Genomic DNA, 25,823 nt, shown 5'->3' on the forward strand with positions numbered 1-25,823 from the left:
TAAAACTTAAAACTAAGTCAGCCGCTGCGAAGTTGCCCGCTGAATTGCCACTACCGCAGGTTTAGGCGGATTGTTAACTTTTTTTCCGGGCCAATTAGAACCTACAGGCACTTTTCGAGTCTGCACGAAGTCTTTTCCATCAATAGTTTTCATGGCAAACTTGCGGTTGTCTGCCGCCATATCCTTTCGCATTCCGTTGACTTCTCCCGGATGCTGAATCGCCAAAAACAAAGTCTTTTCATCTTCCGTAAAAAACGGCCCAGTAGTTTCGCACTCCATCGGCCCAATTCCAAACAAGAAAGCCTCCCCAGCATTCGGCCCAGAAGCCGGCAAAAACCAAAGGGCATTGTTGCCGTACAAACCGCGCAAATTAGACTGGCTAATCGGTTTTCCATCATTATCAAGTCTGCCGGCAGAAACAGCAGCATTGAGTTTGTCAGAAGACATATCATTAACCATCCAAACATTGCCGCCCTTGTCAATTACCAAATTATCTGGATTAGCAAAACCCAACCCGCCCGAAGCCGGTTCGCCGCCCGTGGCAAACATTTTCCACTGGAAAGTCATCGCAGCCGGCTCGTTACCATCTTCAATTAAGTGCATAATCCAGCCGTATTCGTATGGTTTCCCGTCCTTGCCTTGAAAAATTCGCAAATCCGGCCCGCCGTCGCTGTCGCTTGCAGAACCGGAAGTAAAGGTAATGTACAGAGAACCGTCAGGAGCAATTTCAGTATCTTCAGGGCGAGCAGTGCAAGTAGCTCCTGCCGCACTGGCGGCATAATGAGCGTCTATTAAAATTGCGCCTTGTTTTTCATTGGCCGTGCCTTCGTAGAGCTTGTCTAAAGTCTTAAACTTTTGTTTGAAAGCAACTGCTTCTGCATCTTTTTCGACTTTGAAAAAACCGCCTTCTGGCCTCTGCGGCAAATTAATTATTCCGCCTGCATGAACGCTAGGCAAATCTGGATTGACAGGCGTGTCAGCTTTTAATGCAATCCACCTACCGGTACCGTCAGCATTAAATTTAGCAGCATAAAGCATTCCCTCTGTCAACAGTTTAGAATTAGCTCGATCTTTGGGGTTCTTAACTGCGTTTGTGCTGACGAACTTGTAAATATGTCCGCTGCGCCGATCGCACCCCGAGTAAAATGCTAAAGGTTTACCAGCCACCACTCGAATGCCCACGGCTTCGTGGCGGTAGCGTCCCAGCCATGTGTGTTTAGTGCCGTAGTCGCTCTGCTTAGCCGGATCTACTTCTACCATCCACCCGTATTTATTCCCAGCCAGGCCGAACACATTGCCCAAACCGCCAATTTCTTCAGCATCGATGTAGAAATTTTTCTCGCCTGGATCGAAAGATGTACCGTCTGCAAATACAGGTTCCGGCACGAAATTTTGGATGTTTTCTTCAGCACTAAAAACCGTGCCCCAAGGTGTAGTTCCGCCCGCACAGTTATTAAAAGTGCCGATGATTTTGTCGCCCAATTTGTCGAGGTAGCCTTTACCTTTTTTGTTGAACACGGCTACTGCTGGTCCGGTGGATTTCAGGTAGTGCCCGTCTTCTAGACCGGAAATGCCCGTAATTCGGCGATCGGCTGGAGAATTCGTTCTCACCCATTTTCCGTCATTATTTCTTAAAACAGAAATTACTCCGATTCCCACATCAATTAACGCTGCTTTGGCTACTTCCCGAACCATTTTTTTTGTCGGGTCTCCATCGGGCACAGCAAAGACATTAATTCCGGCTTTTCCTGCGGGTGCAACGGCTTCTTCTAGTTTAGCAAAAGGCAGAGATTTTCCAATGACTTTTTGATAAGTTTGAATCCAAGGCTTGGCGCTGATGTACTCAAAATTAACGGTCAACAATCCCTCATCTTTACCTGTTTCAACAAAAGAGATATAGTCATTGTTGTAGCCGAAATGAGAATCGCCTACTTTGTCTCCCCAAGCAGCTACGATCTCGTAGGTAAAGCCTTCGGGAAGTATGAGGTCGTCTGCTACTTCATAAGCAGTGTAAGCTTTTGCTTGCTGCTGAGCGGACGCGGTGCTAATTTCGATTAGTTGTCCGGTTTCTGCGACGGCGCTGCTGGTTGGCAAAGGTATCGGCCCTTTGACGGGTTGGAAGTTGATGCCTTGTGGAATATTCGCAGTATCCTTCGTAAAATTAACACCATCTGAGAAGGGCATGACAACTTTTTGTTCGCAAGAATTGAGTGCAACACTACCTGCTGTTGCACCTAAGAAAAGTAGGAATTCTCGACGCTTGATAGTCATAAATAAAAAATGGTTGACGACTGAGTATCTGCTGAGCATCCGCAGGATATAAACTAAATTGATAGTATAGCGATCCGTCAGAAATTGTGTAATTGTTGTAGGGGCTCTCACCCCCCGCGCGTGCGTGCGTTGCGTGCGTGCGTTCCCGTTCCCCGCAGGGGTTCGGTGAAGTGTAGCGTAGCTATTGAGAGCATGAAGATCCCTCCACGGGGGTAGGCATTCTTGGCACTATCCCTACATCTTTGTACAGATGATGCGAGGATTGCTATAGTTTGTATTGAATCTTGGGGCGCAAAATGTTTCTTTTTTTTCCCTCCGGGGTCAACCCACCCGTTAGCGAAGTCAACGAATAGGAGATCGCACTCGAACCTCAATCTCTGACTTTTTCTAACACAAGCCGCTGGAGTTAAGTATATATCCCGATCGTGGGAAAGTCGATCGCACATCACGGGAAAGTCGATCGCAGGTAACATCTTGGGCGGGGGCGGGTTTACAAGATTTGTCATTTTTATTACACATCGAACGCGAAGCGGCCGCTACGGGAATAACGATCGATCGAACCGACATAATATCACACAAAATTTGCGTACCGTACACATACAAAACACATACAAATAAGGACACAACATTGTTGTGTCCCTAAATCTTATTGACTGCAACTTGCAATCGTACAACAGATTTAACAATTTAACCAAATCGATAGCCGAATCCCCGTACCGTAATGATGTATTCCGGTTGACCCGGATCGATTTCCAACTTTTCGCGCAGCCAGCGGATGTGAACATCAACTGTTTTGCTGTCTCCAATAAAATCGTGACCCCAAATTTTTTCCAGCAACTTATCGCGAGACCACACTCGCCGGGGATTACTCATAAATAGTTCTAGTAAGCGAAACTGTTTAGGAGAAAATTTTACTTCAATGCCCCGAACCAATACGCGGCACTCTTCAGGATACAGAATTATGCTTTTATATTCCAGTATCACCGGTTGCGACAACTGACCGACGAGGCGCTGGCGACGCATCAGCGCCCGACAGCGAGCGATAAATTCCCGCATTCCAAAAGGCTTGGTTAGATAATCATCCGATCCGGCTTCTAAATAAAAAGCGCAATTGTTGGCACTTCCTCTAGCACCGACAATCAAAATAGGGACGGGATTTCCTTGATGCCGTAACATTCGACACAGATCCAAACCGTTAATTGAATCCATAATTAACAGGTTGAATCCAAATTCACCGTGGTATGACGAGGAAGCCTGTACCGAAGGCAGAGCGTTGCGCCCGTCGCTAGTAACCACCACCTCATAGCCCTGTTCTTTCAGGGCTAAAGCTAGCATTTCCCGCAACAGGTCTTCACCTTCTAATAACAAGATGCGGCCGGCTTGTCCAACAGCCAACCTTGAAGGACTTTCGCTTAATTCAGCAGAAGACATAAATATCAGTGGGAGTTATGTTTGTATGTAGCTAGCGGGAGGTGCCTTCTTCAGTAGCTGAGGCACTCTCGCGCTGCGATCGCCTGTACGACCGCCATTGATTCTATCGATTTTAATCCTTAACCAGCCCATCCCACAGACACGCGACCGACTATTTCTACTTGCTCGTGCAAAAAGTACAACTGTAAAGCAGTTGCGATTGCGCTATCTGCCTGCGTCCAGGCGTCAGAAGCCCGGTCATTTTTAGGGGTTGGTGTTAATTTCATAAAACATTGCCCGCCGTTAATTGACCAGGTAACACCCCATCTATACGGAGATAGTTGTTATCATACTCTTAAAAAGTTATTAAAAGGTAAATTTTTTGTTAACAATTGGTTAAATTATTAAATTTAAGTAATATAACTGTAAAGTTGCGATCGCACTGTAGATCGCACTGTATAGCTTTGTTTAAGAATAAAATGATAATTTTGCCCAAGATCCTTTTTCTTGGCTTGCCGGCTAGGATCGAGTTTGTAAGTAAAAATCTGTAAACTGCCTATAATGTTGCTGCATTTGAGTACCTGGCCCGAAGTAGAAGCTTATTTAGAAAGTTCCCGCGGCATAATTATCCCGATCGGCTCCACCGAACAACACGGGCCCACCGGTTTAATCGGAACTGACGCCATTACTGCGTCTGCGATCGCCCGAGGTGTCGGCGAAGCAGCCAATGCCTTAATCGGCCCGACAATTAATGTGGGGATGGCCTTGCACCACACCAGCTTTCCCGGCAGCATCAGCCTCCGACCGCAGACCCTGATTCTCGTGATTAGGGATTGTATCACATCTTTAGCAAAAGCGGGATTTGAGAAATATTTCTTCATCAACGGTCACGGCGGCAACATTGCCACGATGAAAGCAGCATTTGCCGAGACTTACGCGCATTTGTCGGACTTGAATCTACCAAATGCCGATCGAATCCAGTGTCAAATCGGCAACTGGTTCATGTGCGGTTCAGTCTACAAACTCGCCAAAGAATTGTACGGAAACCAAGAAGGTTCCCACGCCACCCCCAGCGAAATCGCCTTAACCCAGTACCTTTATCCCGAAGCAATCAAGCAAGCCCCACTTTCGGAAGAAGTTGCATCCGGGTACAAAATTTACAGTGCTGCTGACTTCCGCCGCCGATTTCCCGACGGCAGAATGGGTTCAAATCCAGCCTTAGCAACTCCCGAACACGGCCAGCAGTTTTATGAATTAGCAGTCAAAGAACTGACTAATAATTATTTGGAGTTTTTGAACTCAGATTAACGTTTTGCCTGAAAATCTTGATCGCTCGGGTTTTGCTCCGAGGCCAGATCCCCCTCGCATCTCCCTTAAAAAGGGGGACTTTGAGATGAATCCTGTCCCCCTCCTTCTTAAGAGGGGCTAGGGGGGATCGGCCTCGGAGCAAAACCGTATTGCTTGATAAATCGCGTTTTGCTCCGAGGCGAGATCCCCCTCGCATCCCCCTTAAGAAGGGGGACTTTGAACACTTCCTGTCCCCCCCTTTTTAAGGGGGGCTAGGGGGATCTGGCCTAATTATCAAACAGTAGACCGGTAGTACATTTGACGTGTTTGTTGACACGAATGCTAAGCAGCAGCTTCCTCTTCCGCTTCCGGTTCAGGTGCATCTGGCACATCTTGCTTGATCGTCAAATAGCGGATCACTTCCTCGCTCAGACGCATCGCGCGTTCCATCGGAAAAATTGCAGCGCCCGGAGCTGTATAGTTCATTTGAACGTATACTCCGTCGCGGTGCTTGCCGATTTCGTAAGCCAAACGGCGCTTGCCGCGGTGCTGAGTTTCGATATTTTCAGCACCTCGATCGCGCAAAATAGTTTGATATTTGGCGATCGCCTGGTCAGTCATTTCCTCGCCCAAATCTGGGCGCAGAATGTACATTGTTTCGTAAATAAACGGTTTCATGGCAATAATCTCCTTATGGACAAACAAGGCTTCTCGCGAAGCAAGGACTTATTATCATATCCCAACAATGAACAATTTCAAAACTAAAAAATCAAATTCCCCCAACAACGCTCCCTCGCGGTGGAGCGCGCTGTGGACGTACACTTTCATGGGGGCGATCGCACTTTTAATGCTGTTTCCCTTGCTGTGGCTGCTCAGTACCTCCCTCAAATCCCCGCAAGAAAACATCTTTCAATATCCCCCGCAACTGTGGCCGCAACAGCCAACCCTCGAAAACTTCATCAAAGTCTGGCAAACCAACCCCTTCGGCCGCTACCTGTTCAACAGCACTTTGATTGCAGTCCTCACCGTCAGCATCAACGTTTTGTTTTGCGCCCTCGCCGCTTACCCCTTAGCCCGACTCAACTTTCGCGGCCGCGAAGCCATCTTAATTGCGATCGTTTCCACAATCATGATACCCTTCCAAATCGTGATGATTCCCCTGTACATACTGACAGTACAACTCGGATTAAAAAATAGCTATTTAGGCGTAATCTTTCCCGGACTCGCCTCAGCCTTCGGCATATTTTTACTGCGGCAAGCATTCCTCGCAGTTCCCAAAGAATTAGAAGAAGCAGCCCGCATCGACGGCTGCACCGAATTAGGCATTTGGTGGCACGTCATGATTCCAGCAATTAAGCCAGCTTTAGTCACTTTAGGAATTTTTGTATTTATCGGTTCTTGGAGCGACTTTTTGTGGCCGTTGCTAGTGTTAGACCGGCCGGAATATTACACGTTACCTTTAGGTGTCGCCAATTTAGCCGGAACATTTTCTTTAGATTGGCGTTTGGTGGCGGCGGGTTCGATTATTTCTATTGTTCCAGTTTTAGCACTGTTTTTGGTCTTGCAAAAATACATTGTACCCACAGAAACCGCCGCCGGAGTCAAAGGATAGAATTAGGGAATGGGGGATGGGCCAAACAGGGCATTGGTAATTGGGCATTGTTAGTCAAAAATTCTTGCTTCTTCATGATGACTAATGACTAGCCTTCGGCTTCGCTCTTCGGCTAAAATAACTAATAACTAATGACTAATGACGTAAGGATTCAGGTCTGTGATTGAGGAATAAGAGAAGGCATGAAAAAGTTACTCATATTGGGCAGATATAGCATCACGGAAAAAAGCCATTGCGCTTCTACCCTGAAACCGACAAGTTTGAATTACAGATAACAAATCAGCAGTTTGTTCAAACCGAGACATTGACCGGGAACCCCCAGATACCTTACGTTTAGTCACGGCTAATCGCAGAGAACGTTCTGCCAAATTATTATCAGGAGGAATGGATGGATGGTCTAAAAAGTACCACTTTCCCCGCACCAAACCAACCGGATCGACATCTAACAGCAAAGCCGCCGTACACTTTTCTGCATTCGCCTCTGGATAAAACACGCTGGCTTGTCCGAAAGTCATTGGAAAACATTGATGGCGATCGGGATGTTTGTGCAATAAATATCCCAAATCCGTAGCAGGAACGCGAGTTGTAGAAATGGTTAATAACATAATATTTGGAATTGGGCATCGGGAATTGGGAATTGGGCATTGGGCCTAAAAGCATCGGGCATCGGGCCTAAAAGCATCGGCTATTGGCAATTTGTAATTCCTCCTAATGACTAATGACTACTGACTACTGACTACTGACTACTGACTACTGACTAAGATTGCTGTTTTTCCACACTTCTCAAATCTAACTTAGCCCGCAATTCATCCTTAATCCGATTTAAAATAGAATCCTCATCCAAAGAAGATAAAATCTTGCTGACAACAGCCTTCGGCCCCTCATCTCCCCAAGAAGCACCGTTAGCCAAATAAGCCTTAGTAACTTGACCGATTCCATAGGAAGACACCCCAGCAATTGCAGCTTGAGTCACAGCTACAGACAAATAAGGCCCTAAAGCTAAACCCCCCGTTGCCGGTGTCGCCAAACCCAACAATCCTTTCAAAGAACTCAAACCAAAATTTGCAACCAATTCGCCAGCAGTAATTCCCCCCATACTCAATGCAATTTTTTGCAGCAATTCTACCGCGCCCGCTTCTGTCATCGCAATGCCGTAAACTTTAGATAAAGTTAATATCATCACCACATCAATTACCGCACCGCTAAGAATATCAACTACAGTAATTGGATTCAGGGCGATCGCCACCGCTTTAGTCATTACCCCATTCCAGATAATCCGGTTAGCCGCGTCATCTCGAATCTCCATTTTTCGCTGCACCAACTGCTCGTTAATATCCCCCGCACAAAGCATTGTATTCAGCGCCACCAAAGATTTTCCTTCCCGGTCTAAAATCTCCAAAATTTTTAATTTTAAATCCTCAACTTGTGGTAATGTGCGAGTCATTTGTACGCTCATACTTCCGTCGGGACGGCGCACCGCCCGCGCGGTCAAAGGCGACGCTGCCGCCATCACAATTTCATCGGGAGATAGCAATTCTCGCACGCGATCGTCCCGAATTTTGTGGTAAATTGCTAGCCTATCTGCATCCGGATACTGGTCAATTTTATTAAACACTAATAACATCGGTTTTCCGGCTTCCCGCAATTGCGAAAGTGCTTGATATTCCACTTTCGTAATGTCGCCGGCAACTACAAACAATATTAAATCTGCTTGTTGGGCGACGCGGCGGGCTAAGAGTTCGCGAGTTTCGCCGTCAACTTCATCGATTCCGGGAGTATCGATTAATTCTACTTGCGACAAACGGTAAATAACTGGCGAAAATCGGTCGGGAAAATCCCCATCAACACCATCTCCGACATCCCACTGGCCAATAGTTGTGGTACGAGTCACCCCGTGAGTTGGGCCTGTTTCAAACACATTTTGACCTAGCAGCGCGTTCAAAACCGAAGATTTTCCCCTTCCCACCATCCCAAACACAGCAATTTGGACGCAAGCGCGCTCTAGCTTGTCGAGCATTGTCTCCAACCCGCCAATTTCCGGCTCCAGTCCAGTTCGCTCTTGTGCGGTCAAATCGAGATTTTCTACTATATCTCGCAGAGCATCTTTGGCGCGCCGCAAGTTGAGTTCTGCTTGAATGTCTGCGAAGCTTAAAATTGTGTCGTCTAATTCGCGATCGACATTTGAAAAATCCGATACTTCAGTCATTGTTACCTGATGTTATAGCTTTGCTTAAAGTTTCTACCGATATGATGCTATTCTAGCTTTTTCTGTTGGCTTTGTAAATTGGGGACAGGATAATGCTCGTGTTTATAATAATCTGCGTAGAAAAGACGCTCGCGGTTGAAACCGCATCTACACAAACACTCACGCCCGCGGGTTGAAGATAACTGGGCTGTTGAAATTACGTTATTTTCTTTAGTTCGCGAAGGCGGACATCGTTTGTGTAGATGCGGTTTCAACCGCCGATCTGTATCCCGACAAATGTCATATAAAATCCATTAAATTTACAACCAATGATTAACCCGATAAAAATCGCCAGTTATCCATTTCCCTTACGTGTAATAATTTTCCTATTAATCTTGGCAGCAATCTGGCTACCGCTAGCCGCACCAATTTATCTGTTAGTTAAAGATAGCAACCTCGCAACCATTCTGACAATGGGATTGTTGTTTGCAGAGTTTTTGTTTCTACTTCCGCGCTGGGGAAAACAGGTTTACGGACAAACGCAATTGCTCAAAAGTTACGGTTTAGTGAATACGCGACAAAACGGTTTTGAGTTTTTAATCGGATTGGCGATCGGCATTTCGATTACATTCACCCTATTTTTAGTGCAAGGACTGTTCGGCTTTGTCGCATGGCAAAATTCTGATAATTTGCCTCGAATCATCGCAGAAGGGCTTTTGAGCGCCCTAGGAGTGGGTTTTGCCGAGGAGTTGGTATTCCGTGGTTGGTTGCTGGACGAATTGCAGCGGGATTACAATTATCAAATATCTCTGCGGGCGAATAGCCTGATATTTGCCCTATCTCATTTTATCAAATCGGTGGAGGGAATGCTGCGGAGTTGGCCGCAGTTTCCGGGGCTGTTGTTGCTGGGTTTGATCCTGGTTTGGGCAAAGCGAAGCCGTCAAAATCGATTGGGTTTGTCGATCGGGCTTCATGCAGGTTTAGTCTGGGGATACTATATAATTAACGTCGGAGAGTTAGTGCGATATTCTGGTTCTGTCCCGGATTGGGTGACTGGAATTAACGGCAATCCGTTGGCTGGGGCAGTGGGGCTATTATTTTTGAGCGTCTTGGCTGTAGGAATGCGAAAAATGTCCCAATAGTCCAAAGGTTTGTAATATATCCATCAGGTGCGTCGCTATCAGATTGTTGGTATTTAGTTAGGAATTTATCGCAGGATCCACACCCTACAACTACTGCTTTTTTAGCAAAGGCATTATCAGATTAAATTGATATTTAGAGACTACTTAGGTTAGAAATTATTTCTTGAGAACGCTTAATCGCAATACTAGCAATCGCAGATAATAAGGGAAAATTATCGTCATAGTCTGCTTGATTTCGATATCGGCGCAGCACTGCTAAATTATCGGCGATTAATTGATATTTTGAGTCAGGATTAATATCAAATTCTTGCCAAACATAGCGGTGAATATCGCTAGTTTTGGGCAGGGAATGGCCTTGTTTATCTCGCAAATAGTTCCGCGATAAGATAAAAGCAGCATAATAGGAACGACTGATAGCATCCCTCAATCGCGCCTCCTGTTCAGCAGGAATAGTTGCTTGACTAGCAAGTTCTTTTGCTAAATTTAGGTATTGCGACCAATCAAAACTCATCAGTATATTCCAAAATCGTATAAAAATGCTCCCGAATTTCATGGGATAATCCCCTAGACCAATTTTTACGCAATTCATCTTCTCTATCCATTGCTTCATCGGGAGCGAGGTCTGTTAAGATGATTGATAGAACCAGATGAACATAGTTAGGAATTTCCGGGTCATTGATGACTTGAAGTAATAGTTTTTGTTCGGAAAAATAATTGCTAATTTGAACGGGTGCTTCTAGCACAACGGGAAGTAAAAACGGATATTTGTTAATAAAGTCAATAACTTCTGTCTTGTCTCGGAAAATGTATGATTTTTCTAGGGTTTCGATGTCTGATTGGGAAATGAGGAAAGGCGCGACTCTTGGTGCTGATATCTTGTCTAAAATTAAGGATGCTATGGCATTTTGTTCTGCTTCGGGTAGTTGAGAGACGGTGGCAAAAGTTTCTTCTAATAGGTTATTCATTTTGTAAATCTCCTATGCGACTATTTGTGAGAAAAATCAATATTTCTAATTATAATCTGTTCGGCGGTGAATCTGAAAAAAAAAGTTTACTACACTGGAACCCATCCTAAATCAGCATCAACTCCTCCGTAAATAAACCAGACTATTTCAGCAGACTTGTCTCTACAGAAAGCATTGACAAAGTGACAGCGATTTTCCCAAACAGAACTTACGCACAGGTGGCCAGAAACCGGGTTTTTTGCGATATCCTTCGCTGTACTCCACAGATTAAGTAAAAAACCCGGTTTCTTTGTCGGGAGTGCATCCACGAGTGCAAAAAAAAATCGAGTCGCCAGAGACGACGAAAAAAGTGAAAAAGAAAAAAGAGTAAAGAGTAAAAGGGCAAAAGAGCAAAAAAGAGTCCTCGCGGGGAAAACTAGGACGACGAAGAAACCGAAGCAACCGCTACACGAAAACCCCCGCACCAGCCCAAGAGGCCCGCAGAGACGTAGTAGCGGAAGGCAGCACGGCAATAGACCGCATCGTCGTACCACGAACACCCACGCATCACTCGGCTTTTACTATTTCCACCAGTTTCCCAAGCACTACCATCAGTAGGCGCACCATTATAATTATCGTGCGAAACATCTTGACACCATTCCCAAACATTCCCGTGCATATCGTAAAGTCCAAAGCTATTAGGCGGAAAACTACCCACAACAGTTGTTTTTTCACGATAGATTCCCTTCGGTGCAGAACCGTAGGGAAAATTGCCACGATAATTGGCTAAATCCGGGGTAACTGTGTCCCCAAAATGAAATGGAGTAGTTGTCCCAGCCCGACAAGCATATTCCCATTCCGCCTCGCTAGGAAGGCGATAGCTTCTACCCGTCTTCCGAGACAATCTGGCACAAAATTCAACAGCATGATACCAAGAAACCTTTTCTACAGGAAGGTTTTTACCCTTGAAGCTAGAAGGGTCAGGATTAAGGTCATACTGAATTTTAGGCAGATTAGCTACTACTTCCCACTGTGCTTGAGTAATCGGGTATTTCCCCAGCAGAAACGGTTTGATTGTCACCTGATGTTGAGGTCTTTCCTCGTCATCGGTTCCTCGTTGCGTTGCAGGTGCACCCATTTTGAAGCTGCCTTTGGGGATAGAAACCATTTCTAAAGTAACGCCATTGGCGATAGTTTCTGTAAAAACCTGTGCTTGACTTTGGCTGCGCTTGGTGATTTGCCCCTTTGAATTCACTGTCACCGTTTCAAATTGAACTGTTTTTAGGGAATTTGACAATACTTTTACAGGTTGAGGCGATTTGTTCCCCAAACTTTGATACACAGTTGGTGTTGGTGGCGGTGGCGGTGTTGGTGGCCGTGTTGGTGGCGGTGTTGGTGGCGGTGGTGTTGGCGGTGGTGTTGGTGTTGGTGTCGGTGGTGTTGGTGTCGGTGTCGGAGGCGGCGACAAAGATAAAATTGCTGGCAATGCTTGCTCTGCATTTTGATAGCGCTGACTGAAATGGTCGCGCACCATTTTATCTAACACATTTGCTAAATTATTGCTAACTTGCGCTTGATTTCGCCAAATAACTTCTCCTGTCTGCGGATCTTCTGGTAAGGTATGAGGAGGTTGACCAGTCAATGCTTGAATCCCAATCATCCCCACTGCATAAATATCGCTACACAGTTTAGGTTTGCCCTTCGCTTGTTCGCTGGGCATATAACCCGAAGTACCAATACCAACGGTGAAGCTAGTTTGTCCTTGAGCATTAACAACCATTGTGCTAATTTCCTTGACCGCCCCGAAATCAATTAAGATAATTTTACCATCTTGGCGGCGCATTAAATTAGCAGGTTTCAAGTCGCGATGAATCACATTTTGCTGATGAACAATGGCTAAAACTTCTAAGATATCGTGCAATAATTTAATAGTATGGGATTCGCTTGATTTTTTACCTGGAATCAGTTCTTTGGTAAGGTCATGTCCTTCGATAAAATCTTGCACCAAATAAAATTCGCCATTTTCCTCAAAGTGGGCGGAAAGGCTGGGGATTTGGTCGTGTAGCTTACCCAATTTATACAGCGTTTGGGCTTCTTTGTCGAATAAGCCTTTGGCAATTAGTAAAATGGCGGGATTGGGGTCTTTCGGTTTAAAATGTTTGACAACGCAGTGGGGATGTCCGGGTAAGTCTAAATCTTTGGCGAGGTATGTGTCGCCAAAACCGCCTTCTCCCAAGTCTTTGATAATTTGATAGCGATTGCGGAGGGTACGACCCAGCATAGTTTTCAGGGAATGCAGTGGAAGTTAGGATATATTGTCGCACAAAAAGTAATGAGATGCTTAAACTCAGAATCGTTGCCGCATTTATACTGCTAGTTAGTGCCTGTTGTTCATCTCCCGCACAAGCACAAAATCCTGCACAAATAAAGCAAAATAATTCTTTAGTTCAAGTGCAGCCAACGCGAGAACAAATTCTGAATGCTTGCGTGCAGAATCGCGCGGAAACTCTGCCAAATCCTTTTAGCGATGTGCCATCAAATCACTGGGCTTACAAAGCAGTTTTGACGATGTATTATTGCGGCGCTTACCGTGAAGCAACCCCGCCTGCTTTAATTCAAGAATTGCTGGAATCAACACAAACAAATTGACTATCCCGCATTTCATCAGGGGCCAGAAACCGGGTTTTTTACGACAATAGTTGCTGACAACCATAAATCTCGGAAAAACCCGGTTTCTTAGTAGCCGTAGGGTGTGTCGCTCTAGAAAATTTCTCAAGAAAAACCAACAATTTCATAGCGACGCACCTGACAAAATAGTTAATCAAACAAACCTAACATTTTTTCGTAGCAATAGTTTTCATAAATTATCTAAGGTGCGTCGCTATGAGATTGTCGATAGACAAGTCGGGGATTTTCGAGGTATCCACACCCTACGAATACTGAATATTGTCAGGTGCGTCGCTCGCTTGATTGTCGATCGAATTTGGGGACTTTCGAGGTATCCACACCCTACGACTATCATAACTGACTATCACAAAAGGTGCGTCGCTCGCTCGATTGTCGATCGAATTTGGGGATTTTCGATCGATCCACACCCTACAACTAATTTTACTCAAAACTGAGCCCGAACTGTAAACGAATAATCGCCGCCCGGTTCAAGCTGATAATCCCATTTCTCCAGAAAGCGGTGCAGCGGTTCCTGAATCAATGCCCTACCTTGAGAAGGCTCAAGTATCAGTGTTTTTTCTGCCGTGAAACGCCACTGAAACTGCCATTCAAAATTGCCGGCACTCACTTCACCCTCAATCGTGCCTTTTAGCCAAGATTGGCCAGTAACCCGGACATATGCAGTTGTTTCGGGCAAACGTCTCGAACTCACCTTTTTGTTTCCGCGTTTGTTTCTGCAATGGTACGATTGTTGTAAAGGCTCATGGCTTTTTCTATTCCCCGATCGAGGCTCAGTTCCACAGCTTCTACAACTAATTTAAGCACTTTCTCTACTAATTGACTTTCCTCTGAGGAAAATTTTCCTAATACGAAGGAAATCGTATCTTTGTCATTTTTAGCAGCATCGCTTTGAGGTTTGCCGATGCCAATCCGCAATCGGGGAAATTTGTCTGTACCTAAATGAGAAATTGTTGATTTCATGCCGTTGTGTCCGCCTGCTGAACCGGCAAGCCGCATTCTGAGTTTGCCGATCGGCAAATCCATATCATCGTATACTACTAATACGGACTCGGGAGGTATTTTGTACCAATCCGCCGCTGCCCGAATCGATTGGCCCGACAGATTCATGTAAGTCAGCGGTTTCAGCAAGCGGATTTTCTGTCCCCGCGGCCGATTTACCTCGCCAAAGATGCCTTGAAATTTGCGATTTTCCGACAGCGAAATTTGCCAAGATTTAGCCAAGGTATCCACTGCATTAAAGCCGATGTTGTGTCGGGTGCGATCGTACTTTGGTTCTGGATTCCCCAAACCCACAATTAGCTGGGGAATTACTAACTCCGCTGGTGTTTCCGACTTCTGAGAGTTATTCATTTAACTGTCTGCGTTATCTTCCTTAGCCGCCGCGAGTTTTTCTAGTTCCGGCTTTTTGCTGGCGACTGCTTCTTCTAACTGCTTGGCTTCCCGCTTGAACTCCGACTCAAAATCCCGCGAAGCGTCTTGAAATCCCCGAAGTGCTTTACCGAAACTCCGACCAATTTCTGGTAACTTTTTCGGGCCGAATACCAACAGGGCAATGGTAAAAATTACTGCCATTTCCGGCAAACCTATGCCAAAAATATTCATGTTTTTTCTCCGGTAATTTGTTTAATTAGTTAGCATTTAATTACGATCCACTAACGGTAAAGGGCAAGGGAAAACGGTAAAACTTAGCTTTTACCCTTTCTCCTCTACCCTCAGCTTTTACTGTTAGCCTTACTGTTTCGCGCTCAATTTTTAGCTGCCGAGACTCGACCAATCGACATCCACATTCTCCAGAATCAGTGAAGAGTTGTAGATTTGCAAAATAATCAACAAGAACACGAAAAACAGTCCGATGAAAACGCTCATCAACAGCGTGGTACCCCAACCAGGAGCTACCTTGCCGTATTCTGAGTTAAGGGGTTTGAGTATATCTCCCAACCAAGTCCGCTGTGCCATAAGTCACCTACAATGAATCTCTACAGAAAAGTTTGACATATTTCCACCGCTAATTGCGATCGCAATTTTTTAACTCCCCTACTGCCCGACTCTACCGCAGTCCCCGACTCTCGCCTGAACCGATTCTCCCTGTCGGGTTCGGGCGCGACCATGCCCTACGCCGACCTAAAATCACTAGACTTTTACACGGATTGTTATTTTTTGTAATATTATAGAGTGGATAACTCATAATCGCTCCCCAATATGGAACCAGCAGCAGTTCTCGGCATTTCTCTGGGTATGTGTCTGGTGGCAATCACCGGCTTCTCAATCTACACCGCTTTCGGCCCTCCCGCCAAGGAATTGAGAGATCCTTTTGAAGAACACGAAGACTAAAGAAGAAGGAAGAAGGAAGAAGGAAGAAGCAAGGTTAGCCCAAATTTCGCCCTCTCTCCCTCTCCCAGTCTCCCCTTCTCCGAAGCGATCGAACTTCTGCAGTGCCCGATCGACCTTTCGCCTCCACAGTCAATGCTATATTCTGCAAAAATACAGTAAATCTATATTGATTGGAAAAATCTATCTTCCAGTTAAAGTAAAAAATATCAGGTTTCAGGCGAAAGCATCATGGGCAATACATTTGGACATTTATTTCGCATATCGACATTTGGGGAATCTCACGGCGGCGGTGTTGGAGTCGTAATAGACGGTTGTCCGCCCCTGGTGCCGATCGACGCATCGTTGATTCAAGCCGAACTCGATCGCCGCCGCCCCGGCCAAAGCAAAATTACTACACCCCGCAAAGAAGCAGATACCTGCGAAATTCTGTCGGGGGTGTTTGAAGGCAAAACTCTGGGAACTCCGATCGCAATTTTAGTCCGCAATCAAGACACTCGCCCCCAAGATTATGGCGAAATGGCCACAACTTACCGCCCTTCCCACGCCGACGCTACCTACGATGCTAAGTACGGAATTCGTAACTGGCAAGGCGGAGGTCGAAGTTCGGCGAGAGAAACTATTGGTAGAGTAGCAGCAGGGGCGATCGCCAAAAAAATTCTCCAACAAGCAGCAGGAGTCGAAATAGTCGGCTACGTCAAACGCATTTCTGACTTAGAATGTGTCGCCGACCCGGACACTGTTACCTTAGAACAAGTAGAAAGCAACATCGTCCGCTGTCCAGATGCCGAATGCGCCGAAAGAATGATTGAACTAATTGAAAAAGTGCGCGACAGTGGAGATTCGATCGGCGGTGTAGTCGAATGCGTAGCCCGCAACGTACCCAAAGGCCTGGGAATGCCGGTATTCGACAAACTCGAAGCCGACTTGGCTAAAGCTATCATGTCCTTACCCGCCAGCAAAGGCTTTGAAATTGGTTCGGGGTTTGCCGGGACTCTGCTTAAGGGCAGCGAACATAATGATGAATACTATACTGATGACAAGGGTGCAATTCGTACATTAACGAATCGCTCCGGCGGAATTCAGGGTGGCATTGCTAACGGTGAAAATATCATTCTGCGGGCGGCATTCAAACCAACTGCGACAATTCGCCAGCAGCAGCGCACAGTTACCCGAGAGGGTGAAGCAACGCTGCTAGCGGCAAAAGGACGGCACGACCCTTGCGTTTTGCCAAGAGCTGTGCCAATGGTGGAAGCGATGGTAGCTTTAGTTTTGTGCGACCATTTACTGCGCCATCACGGACAATGTGGAACCTTAAAGTCTGAATTTTAAAATGGAAATCAGCTTGTCCTCAGTAGCGGCAAATCCCGTTGATTGCCCTCAACCCTCCGAAGCAATAAAAGGTATAGATGATTTTGTAGTAGAGTTCTGGGGCGTGCGGGGAAGTGTTCCGACACCGGGACAGGAAACTGTTCGCTACGGCGGCAATACTTCATGTTTGGAAATGCGCGTCGGTGGAAAACGCTTGATTTTTGACGGCGGAACAGGCTTGCGGATGCTGGGAGACCAGTTGCTGCAAGAAATGCCGGTGCAAGCTTATATGTTTTTTACTCACTATCACTGGGATCACATTCAAGGTTTCCCGCTGTTCGCCCCTGCTTTTATCCGCGGCAATAGCTTTGATATTTATGGGGCGATTCCGCCGGATGGAGATTGTCTCAAAAGACACTTCGTGGAACGGGTTCTGCACTCGAATTCGCCGGTGCCGCTGATGGGCTTGCCTGCGGATTTGAATTTCTACGAACTCAATCACAACCAGACGATGATGCTGGACGATATTGAGATTAGGACTGGTTCTCTCAATCACCCGAATACTGCTATGGGATATCGGGTGAGTTGGCAGGGACGTTCTGTGGTTTACTGTTCTGATACGGAACATTTTCCCGATCGGCTAGATGAAAATGTCTATAATTTGGCCCTCGACGCTGACGTGCTGATCTACGACGCGATGTACACCGACGAGGAATATCACAACCCCAAGTCTCCGAAGGTGGGTTGGGGACACTCGACTTGGCAGGAAGCGGTGAGAATGGCTAAGGAGGCTAGGGTGAAACGGGTGGTGATTTTTCACCACGATCCGGCTCACACTGACGATTTTCTTGATCGCATCGCCGAAGATGTCCAAATCGCTTTTCCCAAGGCTGTTATGGCCCGCGAGGGTCTGATTTTGCCGATCGGCTTCTGAACTTTCGTCGGTAGGGTCGATCGCTCATAACTCGATCCAACCATCATTATGATGTGGAGCAGGTCTCGCGGCCTGCTCCACAAGTTTTTTATTTTTAGCAAACACTCTGAGTGCGTGGTATAATCCTTGGCTAGTAACTTTTTAGGAAGAATATTTAAGGTTTTTTTGATTGTTTTACCCGCTCTTATTTGAGAAGATAGACAAAATTAGCAGTTTGTTAATCGCGAGCGGGAGTTGAGCTGCTAGAGTCTGCAGGCCTAATGGCTTGGCTCTGTGTAACTGCGATGGGTTGGAATGTGCCGTTAGAAAAAGTATCGAGTTTGACAGCATTTCAGACTTTGGCGAAGTGCAGTACAACTAACGTCACCGCTAAACCCAAGTAAAAATTTACTGGCGACAAGCTGCGACGATCGCAAGATCGAACAACAGCGCACCTGCCCGATCGCTTCCGCAAAACGCACAGCAAGAAGTAAAATAATTGGAGGATTGCAGCAGGCGAAAAAGTGAAAGTTTTAAGTGTCAACAAACACGGCGAGGCTCCGCAAGATTTCACTCTCCCACGAGGCTCCCCAGGTGACAGCAGAGTTGCTAAATCATTGTCAGACCTGCAATTTCTTGAGTAATTCCTAAACATAAAAGCTGAGGTTATAGTTACGAAAAAACACAAGTACGAGGCTTTTTATGGAACATGAATATTGGCAACTATGAAAAGCAGATGTGAAAGCTTTTCACTACAATCTGAGTGATTTTTAGGCAGTCAATTTCACTCAAAAGAAAGAGACCATCGCTCTTTGGTTTGAGACTAGCTGCAACAGCAAAGTGAATGTTATGACTTGACTATCAAAATGGGAAATTTACGTTTTAGATCTTCACCAAATCATTACAGATGGATTGCCCTAGGCAGTTTTGCTGTAATTATGGGTATTTCAGGGGCATTAGCCTACCGCCTAGCTCCGCCACCCGGATTCGTGGCTCAAGGCACTCTGGGTTCTAACAGTCCGCCAGTAAAATTTTCGAGTACGGGCGCGACAATTCTCAAGCAGGGAGAACAACTGACTCCAGATGTTCTGCTGGCAGATAATGTTGTCAAAGCAGTGGCAGATGCAGTTAAGCTGTCGCCGCAGCAAGTTCGACAAAATGCTAGCGTCAAAATTTCTAAGCCGGAAGCACCCCTAGAGATTGCTGTTGGGTATCGATCGCTCGATCGGGAACAAGCAGTGCAAACGGCGGATATGTTGATGAAAGGCATGGTTGAAAAAAGCCGCCTGATTAACAGATATCGGTGGCAATCAGTCAATCAGTCGCTCAACCAACGCTTAGCACAAGTCACTCAAGACCTGAAACAAGCTCAGCAAAAACTCGACCAATACGAAAGAGAGCGCGCTCGCCTGTTGCAGCAAATGAAGCTTCAACAAGATTTTTACAACAAAACTCAGCTAGCAATGGCGGATACCCAAGCGTCGGAAAAAGAAATGGTGAGCAGTTTGGCTGCTGCTGGGGCACCACAAATTGTGGCGACGCCCACGAGCGATCCGACAGTGCCTCTGATTTTGGGAGTTGGCCTGCTGTTGGCGATTTTAGTCAGCCGCGGTTTGATTCCTTCGCTGGCAAATTGGCAGCACAAAACAGCTTTTGAGCGAGAAGAGAGCGAAAGGCTCCAAAGTGCTTTGTACCGACTGATCAAAGAAGGTCACGGTGAAATCACTTTGGTGCGGTTTGCGATGGAAACGCGGCTGTCGCCGGATGTCGCCCAGCGTTTTTTGAACGAGCAAGCTGAAGTTTTTAATGCCAATTGCGAAATTAAAGACGACGGCAGTATCTTGTATCACTTCCACATTTAAAAAGCTTCAGGCGCGATCGCCCCACAGTAACCAGCCAGCCGATCGGGCACTCACAGCTCGATCGGCTGGCTTTTTGGGTAATTTGTTAAAAAATATTTGATTTTTGTGTTCCCCTCGCTGCCATATCTGTATAATTAAAAAATACGTAAATATACGGTTGCTTGTTACCGAGTTACTGGATCAAAGGCTAGTTTATCGTTAAGTATTTCTGAGGGAGTATGTCAGCTCAGTATAAATGCTGTAACCTATAGCGATAAGTTGTTCCCTGATGTTACATAGTTTCACAGAAGAAACTCGATCTGCCCAGAGCCGGGAATCAAACTCCCAGCCACAAAGCCTGCGTTTTCACATTTAACTTTTGCAATAATCACCATTTGAGGCTACACCCATGATATTTGGCATAATTGGTTCTTCTTTCGTAGTTTACTTTTTGTTGATGTCGATCGCCAATTACGGCGACACTGGAATGTAAACTATATGCAGCCGACAAAAAAGCAGTTTGACAACTTCGGTGAAGTCTTTGACGCTGCCTTGTCTGTCGTCGTGCGCGCAACTTGCAGAAAAATAAATGGATGAAGGAGTCGTTAAGTACCGCTGTGACTGGAAAGAGGCAGACCCTGTAGCAGCAGGCGACATAGCAGATTTGATGGAGTGGCGCGAAAGGCTACACTCTTGGGGACTAATTGCCGTCTACGAAAATGGCATAGGGTTTGGGAACGTCAGCGTCAGGATTGGCAATTCTTGCCAGTTCGTGATTTCCGGTACCCAGACGGCACACTTGCCAGATATCGGACCAGAATCCTACTGTACTGTCACCGAATTTAACTTAGAACAAAATTTCCTCGGCTGCCGGGGCCCCGTACCAGCTTCGTCGGAGTCCCTGACTCACGCAGCACTGTATCTTCACAGAGACGATGTGGGGGGGATAATTCACGTCCACAACCCTCAACTCTGGCACAAACTGCTGTTTGAGATTCCTACTACTAGAAAAGAAATACCTTACGGCACTCCTCAAATGGCCTTAGAAATGTTTAGACTTTTTGATGAGGAGAATTTGGCAGAGCGCAAAATTCTGGCGATGGCCGGTCACGAGGACGGAATTATCTGTTTTGGCACTAGCTTGGACGAAGCTGGAAAAGTGCTCTCGGCGGCGATCGGTTAGACAAGATATCTGCGACAATACTCATAAAAATCGTACAAACCGCGTTTGATGACAAAAAAACCGAGGATTTTGGGTCACTTTGTGGCAAGAAGCTAAGGTGGTGGCCTTGGTGTCGCCGGAGTGAGTTAAAATTGGCTCGAACCTTCACCGTTAGACCGATCGCTCGCTCGGAATCAACGGGTGCAAAACTTTTCAAGTGACTCTTGCCTCTGCGGTAAGGGAAAGATATTTTTAAAGAGAAACACAATTTATATAGCAAAAGCTGAGAGTCATCGTGAATCAAACTAAACTTGTAAGCTCGAAAGAATTGCAATCAGAGGTATCTCGTCTCACCGAAGAACTGCAAATGCGCGACCAATTGGTGCAGCAGTTGTCTCAAGAACTGTTCAGACTGGTGAAAGGAAATTCGAGTTTTGTGCCGGCACCGGAAGTTTCCGATCGCCACCAAGCTCAAATGCAGGCAATGCGCGAACAACTGCAAGCTGTTGAAGAACAGGTGGGTTTCTATCAAGAACAAATTACCGAGCGGGATACAGAGGTGTACCAACTGCGGCAGTCAGTGCAAGAATTGACCGATCGCTCTCGGATGCTCGAACAAGTGGTTCAGGAATTGCCTGGGGTTTACCGCCAGAAGTTTGCTGAGCGGATCGAGCCGATTAAGGAAAAGTTGGATCAGTTGCAAAAGGAAAACCGCCAGTTGCACACAGAGTTACAAAGCGTGACTTACCGTCTGGCGGTGCGAAATCGCAAGGCTAAGGGCCTGGATCTGCCGAGTGTCGATCCTGATGACGATCGCGGAATTCAAATGCCGAGCCTTGGTAATGTCTAAGGTTTTGATTGTGGCCGGTGACGCGCAAGGGGCAGCAAGTATCGAGGCGGCGATCGCTCAATCTCATCCTTTAACTGAAGTCAATATCTGTGGAGTTTCTCAACTCAATTCAGGGGCGATCGCTCCGGGTGGAGCGATAATTTGTCCTTTGACGCTGGATCTGCCCCCCGATCTGGTTTTTCCAGGTCAAGATGTGTTTCGATTTTGTCGCAATGTTTCGGCAGCGCGCGATCGAGTCGCCGAGACACTGCAAGTACCCGTCGGGGAGGGCAGTTTTTGGCTGCCTGTGGTGTACACAGCAAAGGGGCCGCTGTATGCTGAGGCGATCGGTGCGGCACCTGACAAATTGTCGGGCGAGTTGAGTTACCGTCAACCGCTGCATTTGTCCGATGTTTGGCGACAGCAGTTATACGAGTTGGCTTTCGGCTTGTTGAATCTTTTAAATGCGCCGCCGGCGACTTATTTGATGCAGTTCGGTTTCCTAGGGGAGAGAATTTTTTTCGATCGACTTTGGCCTTTTCCGGCTGCACCTGCGATCGCTTCTGTCGGGGTTCAAGTGCCGGATTTATTTGTCTGTCACTGGTATTGCTTGACAAATACGCCTATTTACGATTTACAAATTATCTCAAGTTCGGGTGTTGACTTATAAGCTGTTCTGGACGTAAATTATACAGCATATTCCAGGTTTATGAAGTATAGTATCGGCGCCAGTTGTGTGACGTTAATCCTCCGGGTGCGGAGCTGCTATATTTTGGATAGAACTCGGCGAAGCTTGACGGCGCGCACCTTACACGGCTATCGCCCGCGATTGTGTGTACATATAGAACCCATTTGACATCTTTGAGTTTTTGGGTTGGGTGACGAGAAATATAGAGAGAAACTGGTTTCTGAGATTTACGCAAGGGGCGAGAAATCGGGTATTCTTGGATTTTTTGGTTGGGTGAGGAGAAATATAGAGAAAAACCCGGTTTCTGAGATTTACGCAGAATAGATATCAAATGGGTTTTATACATGGAATATGCTGTATGCCGCGACAGATTACAACCCTAATTATCGGCAATTAATCGGAAATGATCTAATTTTTATCTAGCAACTAAAGCGGGAGTTTCTGTTGAGACAATTTGCTCGAAACTGTCAAAAATTTCAAATAGTTGGTCGAGTTGAGTAATTTCAAATATTAGCTTGACAGTGGCTGAAAGGTTGCAAATCACGAGGCGGCATCCCCGGTGGCGGGCGGCGTTGAGCCCGCCGACTAGGGCACAAATGCCAGAACTGTCGATAAAATCTACCAAGGCCATGTCTATTACCCAGAGTTTGTGCCCCTCGGGCAAAATCTCTGTTAGCTGTTGTTGCAGGAGGATGCCAGCTTGCGAGTCGAGGCAGTTTTGAGGTTGGAGGACGATGTGTTGGTTGAAATTGGAAACTTGCATAGCAGTTATCCTAACGATTGTCAAGTATGAATAAGTGAGTTCGGTTGCCGATTCGGTGGAGAGACTCGGGGGATTTTAGCTAAGGTTTGAGGATGGGGCGATCGCCCGACTGTGATAAATTTAACTGTGATAAATTTAAGTAGAAAAACGGGCTGGCTATAGGCCGGAGGCAACCGCAACAATTCCTGATTAATCTATAATCCCCTGAAAGCTGGTTTTTTGTTTGGTGGGCGATCGCGAGCTTTGTGTGTTCTTCATCACACCGAAGGATTGCACTATTGGTTGAATCAAGCCAATATATAAATGTATAGAGCTTTGCAAAAGTTTACGAAGGCAGTATCGAATGTCTTTTGAGTTTTTATCGCTAGAGACTATTCAGGAATTTGCCCGCAATTACGGTTACTGGGCAGTATTTCTGGGAATTTTGCTGGAAAATCTGGGAGTTCCTCTCCCTGGTGAGACTATTACGATTGTTGGCGGGTTTTTAGCCGGCAGCGGGGAACTGAATTACTGGTACGTACTCGGTAGCGCGATCGCGGGTGCGACTTTGGGAGGAAATTTCGGTTATGCGATCGGCAGATACGGCGGCTGGCCCCTGCTACTAAAGCTGGGAAAATTTTTCCGGTTTCGGGAAGAACAACTGTTTGATTTAAAAGAACAGTTTAGCAAAAATGCAGCTAAAGCTGTATTTTTGGGCCGATTCATCGCAGTGCTGCGAATTTTTGCCAGCCCGCTAGCCGGAATTGCCGAAATGCCTTTTTGGAAATTTTCGCTGTTCAACATTCTGGGTGCAGCAAGCTGGGCATCGGTAATGGTAAGTTTGTCATACTTCTTAGGACAGGTTGTGTCTTTGGAGAAGTTGGTAGCTTGGGCGGCTAAATTCGCTGTATTTGCTTTGCTTTTGGCAGTTGCTTGGATTGTAATTCCTATTTGGTTAGAGTCGCGGACTTTAGACAAAACCAAATAAGATTGGTAGTTAGACTTTTTGCAAAACTTCTGTATTTTGTGTTTTTCACCGCAGATCGTAAATGCAGGCGAACTCAAATAAAATATCTTTTTGCAAAATGTCTAATCATTCGTAGGTTGGGTTTCTCTAGAGAAACCCATCTTTCTGGGGACTCCAAGTTGGGTTTCGTTCCAAGCTCCCCGCCATTTGTGACAAGTTAAGCTAGAAAAGCATTTGTCAATCAGCTTATGGCAATAGGGTTCAGTTAAGGTTGACAGCTTGATTGATGATGCGAATTTTTGGACTTTAACAGAACCTTATTGAGTCTTAACTCAAACGTATTGCACTACAACCAATTTTCGAGAAATCAGAGAAAGAGAAAGTTAGCTGTTGAAATTTTATTTAGTATGAAAATAATTTGGGGTTTTTGTCTGGTTTTGATCGTGCTACTGTGGTGCGGTAGTGCCAAAGCAGGGGTTTTGGGCGATCGCATTTCCACTTTTCCCAATTGGAATAGCAAACCTCCTATCCCAGTAGCCAAGGGAGATTTGGTGTATCCCGATTGGATGGCGGGCGATTGGAACGTTGCTAGCACTTTGGTGGATTTAGCCACTCCTTTAGCCCCAAATATTGTCACGCCCGGGTTTGAACAAAACCGCCAATATTTGCAGCAGCCGATATTATTTAAAGTGCGCTTTCAACCCGAAAAAAATAGAAATCTTGTTTCTCATTATCAACTAAATCTAGCTAGGAAGATTGTAGCCGATCGCACTTTCAATGGTTTCAATATCGCTAAGGCTTATTTGGGCGATCGCGCTGTACTTTCTGTGAAAGTCGATCCGACCAATCCCAACCGCCAAATTACTCTTTTGAAAGGGGAAAAGCAGCTCATTTCAATTGTGACAGGCCGGCGAACTGAGACACCAAATCTCGATCGATTTGTGTCTACAGAGATTTCTCAGCAGGTGTTTCGGGGAGAGTCGGATATTTATTTAAATGAAGTCGAAACAACTACGGCTTATCGACTTGTCGCGGGCGACGACAATAGCGATTCTGCAACTAGAAAAATTGCAGCCGATCAGGTGACAGCGATTTATTTATCGCCACAAGACCCGGATTATTTTGCTGCTAAGGGGCATCCTGTCGCTTTGTACCGATATCGCTTGGAGTTGGCGCCAGCATAACAAACAGCAAACAATCCTCTACATAAGCCCAGCTTATTACCCCCATCAGTTTAACTGTCGTCAAACCCCTTTACAAACATTAACGATACCGTTAATAATAGAGACATCATCCGAACATTGACAACCAAATAACGCAATCATAAACAAATGACAACCACATTACAGCAGCGCGAAAGCGCCAACCTGTGGGACCAGTTTTGTAACTGGGTCACCAGCACAGACAACCGCCTCTATGTAGGCTGGTTCGGAGTCCTGATGATTCCCACACTACTGAGTGCCACAATCTGCTACATCATCGCCTTCATCGCAGCACCTCCAG

At 46.0% G+C, this 25,823-nt stretch carries 28 protein-coding genes and 3 pseudogenes; 15 read left to right on the forward strand and 16 right to left on the reverse strand.

The genetic code is table 11. From position 1 onward, the window contains the following. Window positions 1–12: 12 nt before the first annotated feature. The 4 genes from IQ270_RS03255 to IQ270_RS03270 form a co-directional block, all read right to left on the reverse strand. Window positions 13–2,271 carry a PhoX family phosphatase gene (locus IQ270_RS03255; protein ID WP_193971830.1) on the reverse strand — a complete coding sequence of 753 codons (2,259 nt, stop codon included), beginning with the start codon at window positions 2,269–2,271 and terminating at the stop codon, window positions 13–15. A 387-nt stretch (window positions 2,272–2,658) separates the two neighbouring features. After that, window positions 2,659–2,895 carry a hypothetical protein gene (locus tag IQ270_RS03260; protein ID WP_193971831.1) on the reverse strand — a complete coding sequence of 79 codons (237 nt, stop codon included), beginning with the start codon at window positions 2,893–2,895 and terminating at the stop codon, window positions 2,659–2,661. 63 nt (window positions 2,896–2,958) lie between these two features. Continuing rightward, window positions 2,959–3,702, reverse strand: a complete 744-nt coding sequence (locus tag IQ270_RS03265) for a winged helix-turn-helix domain-containing protein (RefSeq protein ID WP_193971832.1) — start codon at window positions 3,700–3,702, stop codon at window positions 2,959–2,961. Window positions 3,703–3,821: 119 nt separating this feature from the next. Continuing rightward, on the reverse strand, window positions 3,822–3,968 hold the full coding sequence (locus IQ270_RS03270; RefSeq protein ID WP_193971833.1) for a hypothetical protein: 147 nt from the start codon (window positions 3,966–3,968) through the stop codon (window positions 3,822–3,824). Between the two features lie 274 nt (window positions 3,969–4,242). On the opposite strand from IQ270_RS03270, the gene IQ270_RS03275 reads away from it, so the two are divergent. Further along, window positions 4,243–4,989: a creatininase family protein gene (locus IQ270_RS03275; RefSeq protein ID WP_193971834.1), complete on the forward strand. Its 747-nt coding sequence runs from the start codon at window positions 4,243–4,245 to the stop codon at window positions 4,987–4,989. A 321-nt stretch (window positions 4,990–5,310) separates the two neighbouring features. On the opposite strand, the gene rpsF is transcribed toward IQ270_RS03275, so the two are convergent. Then, window positions 5,311–5,646 (reverse strand): 30S ribosomal protein S6, encoded by a 336-nt coding sequence (rpsF, locus tag IQ270_RS03280; protein ID WP_193971835.1) that lies wholly within the window; start codon window positions 5,644–5,646, stop codon window positions 5,311–5,313. A gap of 67 nt (window positions 5,647–5,713) precedes the next feature. On the opposite strand from rpsF, the gene IQ270_RS03285 reads away from it, so the two are divergent. Continuing rightward, complete coding sequence (locus IQ270_RS03285) at window positions 5,714–6,580, forward strand: carbohydrate ABC transporter permease (protein WP_193971836.1); 867 nt, start codon at window positions 5,714–5,716, stop codon at window positions 6,578–6,580. Between the two features lie 191 nt (window positions 6,581–6,771). Here IQ270_RS03285 and IQ270_RS03290 read toward each other — a convergent pair. From IQ270_RS03290 to IQ270_RS03300, 3 genes and pseudogenes are all read right to left on the reverse strand, one after another. Further along, window positions 6,772–6,990, reverse strand: a pseudogene (locus IQ270_RS03290) (transposase); the annotation flags it as partial. 12 nt (window positions 6,991–7,002) lie between these two features. Further along, window positions 7,003–7,185: pseudogene (locus IQ270_RS03295) on the reverse strand (3' terminal RNA ribose 2'-O-methyltransferase Hen1); the annotation flags it as partial. Window positions 7,186–7,337: 152 nt separating this feature from the next. Continuing rightward, window positions 7,338–8,786 carry a GTP-binding protein gene (locus IQ270_RS03300; protein ID WP_193971837.1) on the reverse strand — a complete coding sequence of 483 codons (1,449 nt, stop codon included), beginning with the start codon at window positions 8,784–8,786 and terminating at the stop codon, window positions 7,338–7,340. Window positions 8,787–9,094: 308 nt separating this feature from the next. Between IQ270_RS03300 and IQ270_RS03305 the strand changes: the two genes are divergently transcribed. Next, the gene (locus IQ270_RS03305; RefSeq protein ID WP_193971838.1) at window positions 9,095–9,907 is read left to right on the forward strand and encodes a CPBP family intramembrane glutamic endopeptidase; all 813 of its coding nucleotides are present in this window, start codon (window positions 9,095–9,097) and stop codon (window positions 9,905–9,907) included. 133 nt (window positions 9,908–10,040) lie between these two features. Here IQ270_RS03305 and IQ270_RS03310 read toward each other — a convergent pair whose 3' ends face one another. The 3 genes from IQ270_RS03310 to IQ270_RS03320 all read right to left on the reverse strand — a co-directional run bounded on the left by IQ270_RS03310 (window position 10,041) and on the right by IQ270_RS03320 (window position 13,132). Then, on the reverse strand, window positions 10,041–10,418 hold the full coding sequence (locus IQ270_RS03310) for a HEPN domain-containing protein (protein ID WP_193971839.1): 378 nt from the start codon (window positions 10,416–10,418) through the stop codon (window positions 10,041–10,043). Beyond that, entirely contained in the window at window positions 10,408–10,872 is a 465-nt protein-coding gene (locus tag IQ270_RS03315; protein WP_193971840.1) for a hypothetical protein, read from the reverse strand. Before IQ270_RS03315 ends, IQ270_RS03310 begins: the two co-directional genes overlap by 11 nt. A 415-nt stretch (window positions 10,873–11,287) precedes the next feature. Further along, complete coding sequence (locus IQ270_RS03320; protein ID WP_193971841.1) at window positions 11,288–13,132, reverse strand: bifunctional serine/threonine-protein kinase/formylglycine-generating enzyme family protein; 1,845 nt, start codon at window positions 13,130–13,132, stop codon at window positions 11,288–11,290. 56 nt (window positions 13,133–13,188) lie between these two features. Here IQ270_RS03320 and IQ270_RS03325 point away from each other — a divergent pair, with 56 nt between their 5' ends. Next, window positions 13,189–13,500, forward strand: coding sequence for an S-layer protein (locus IQ270_RS03325; RefSeq protein ID WP_193971842.1), 312 nt, complete (start codon window positions 13,189–13,191; stop codon window positions 13,498–13,500). 463 nt (window positions 13,501–13,963) lie between these two features. Here IQ270_RS03325 and IQ270_RS03330 read toward each other — a convergent pair whose 3' ends face one another. The 4 genes from IQ270_RS03330 to psbH form a co-directional block, all read right to left on the reverse strand. Continuing rightward, complete coding sequence (locus tag IQ270_RS03330) at window positions 13,964–14,230, reverse strand: DUF3146 family protein (RefSeq protein WP_193971843.1); 267 nt, start codon at window positions 14,228–14,230, stop codon at window positions 13,964–13,966. Continuing rightward, on the reverse strand, window positions 14,227–14,889 hold the full coding sequence (pth, locus tag IQ270_RS03335; RefSeq protein ID WP_193971844.1) for an aminoacyl-tRNA hydrolase: 663 nt from the start codon (window positions 14,887–14,889) through the stop codon (window positions 14,227–14,229). Before pth ends, IQ270_RS03330 begins: the two co-directional genes overlap by 4 nt. Next, on the reverse strand, window positions 14,890–15,141 hold the full coding sequence (locus IQ270_RS03340) for a TatA/E family twin arginine-targeting protein translocase (RefSeq protein WP_193971845.1): 252 nt from the start codon (window positions 15,139–15,141) through the stop codon (window positions 14,890–14,892). Between the two features lie 150 nt (window positions 15,142–15,291). Beyond that, complete coding sequence (gene psbH, locus IQ270_RS03345) at window positions 15,292–15,495, reverse strand: photosystem II reaction center phosphoprotein PsbH (protein ID WP_193971846.1); 204 nt, start codon at window positions 15,493–15,495, stop codon at window positions 15,292–15,294. A gap of 243 nt (window positions 15,496–15,738) precedes the next feature. On the opposite strand from psbH, the gene psbN reads away from it, so the two are divergent. The 8 genes from psbN (at window position 15,739) to IQ270_RS03380 (ending at window position 22,593) form a co-directional block, all read left to right on the forward strand. Then, window positions 15,739–15,870, forward strand: a complete 132-nt coding sequence (psbN, locus tag IQ270_RS03350) for a photosystem II reaction center protein PsbN (RefSeq protein WP_193971847.1) — start codon at window positions 15,739–15,741, stop codon at window positions 15,868–15,870. Between the two features lie 228 nt (window positions 15,871–16,098). After that, entirely contained in the window at window positions 16,099–17,199 is a 1,101-nt protein-coding gene (aroC, locus tag IQ270_RS03355) for a chorismate synthase (RefSeq protein WP_193971848.1), read from the forward strand. Window position 17,200: 1 nt separating this feature from the next. Beyond that, window positions 17,201–18,112: an MBL fold metallo-hydrolase gene (locus IQ270_RS03360; protein WP_193971849.1), complete on the forward strand. Its 912-nt coding sequence runs from the start codon at window positions 17,201–17,203 to the stop codon at window positions 18,110–18,112. Between the two features lie 260 nt (window positions 18,113–18,372). After that, a complete protein-coding gene (locus IQ270_RS31780) occupies window positions 18,373–18,495 on the forward strand; it encodes a hypothetical protein (RefSeq protein ID WP_255532360.1) in 123 nt (40 codons plus the stop codon). A gap of 534 nt (window positions 18,496–19,029) precedes the next feature. After that, a complete protein-coding gene (locus IQ270_RS03365) occupies window positions 19,030–19,953 on the forward strand; it encodes a hypothetical protein (protein ID WP_228056038.1) in 924 nt (307 codons plus the stop codon). A 568-nt stretch (window positions 19,954–20,521) separates the two neighbouring features. Then, window positions 20,522–21,115, forward strand: coding sequence for a class II aldolase/adducin family protein (locus IQ270_RS03370; RefSeq protein ID WP_193971851.1), 594 nt, complete (start codon window positions 20,522–20,524; stop codon window positions 21,113–21,115). Between the two features lie 274 nt (window positions 21,116–21,389). After that, a complete protein-coding gene (locus IQ270_RS03375; protein WP_193971852.1) occupies window positions 21,390–21,944 on the forward strand; it encodes an Npun_F5560 family protein in 555 nt (184 codons plus the stop codon). Continuing rightward, entirely contained in the window at window positions 21,937–22,593 is a 657-nt protein-coding gene (locus tag IQ270_RS03380; RefSeq protein WP_193971853.1) for a hypothetical protein, read from the forward strand. Before IQ270_RS03375 ends, IQ270_RS03380 begins: the two co-directional genes overlap by 8 nt. 433 nt (window positions 22,594–23,026) lie before the next feature. Here the strand turns inward: IQ270_RS03380 and IQ270_RS03385 are convergent, their stop codons facing one another. Continuing rightward, window positions 23,027–23,374, reverse strand: coding sequence for an STAS domain-containing protein (locus IQ270_RS03385; protein WP_193971854.1), 348 nt, complete (start codon window positions 23,372–23,374; stop codon window positions 23,027–23,029). A 343-nt stretch (window positions 23,375–23,717) separates the two neighbouring features. Between IQ270_RS03385 and IQ270_RS03390 the strand changes: the two genes are divergently transcribed. The 3 genes and pseudogenes from IQ270_RS03390 to IQ270_RS03400 all read left to right on the forward strand — a co-directional run. Continuing rightward, window positions 23,718–24,341, forward strand: coding sequence for a DedA family protein (locus IQ270_RS03390; protein ID WP_193971855.1), 624 nt, complete (start codon window positions 23,718–23,720; stop codon window positions 24,339–24,341). A 386-nt stretch (window positions 24,342–24,727) separates the two neighbouring features. Next, a complete protein-coding gene (locus IQ270_RS03395; RefSeq protein ID WP_193971856.1) occupies window positions 24,728–25,504 on the forward strand; it encodes a DUF6816 family protein in 777 nt (258 codons plus the stop codon). A gap of 147 nt (window positions 25,505–25,651) precedes the next feature. Then, window positions 25,652–25,823 (forward strand): annotated as a pseudogene (locus tag IQ270_RS03400) (photosystem II q(b) protein); the annotation flags it as partial.

This window comes from Microcoleus sp. LEGE 07076, from assembly GCF_015207455.1.
Lineage (GTDB): Bacteria > Cyanobacteriota > Cyanobacteriia > Cyanobacteriales > Microcoleaceae > Microcoleus.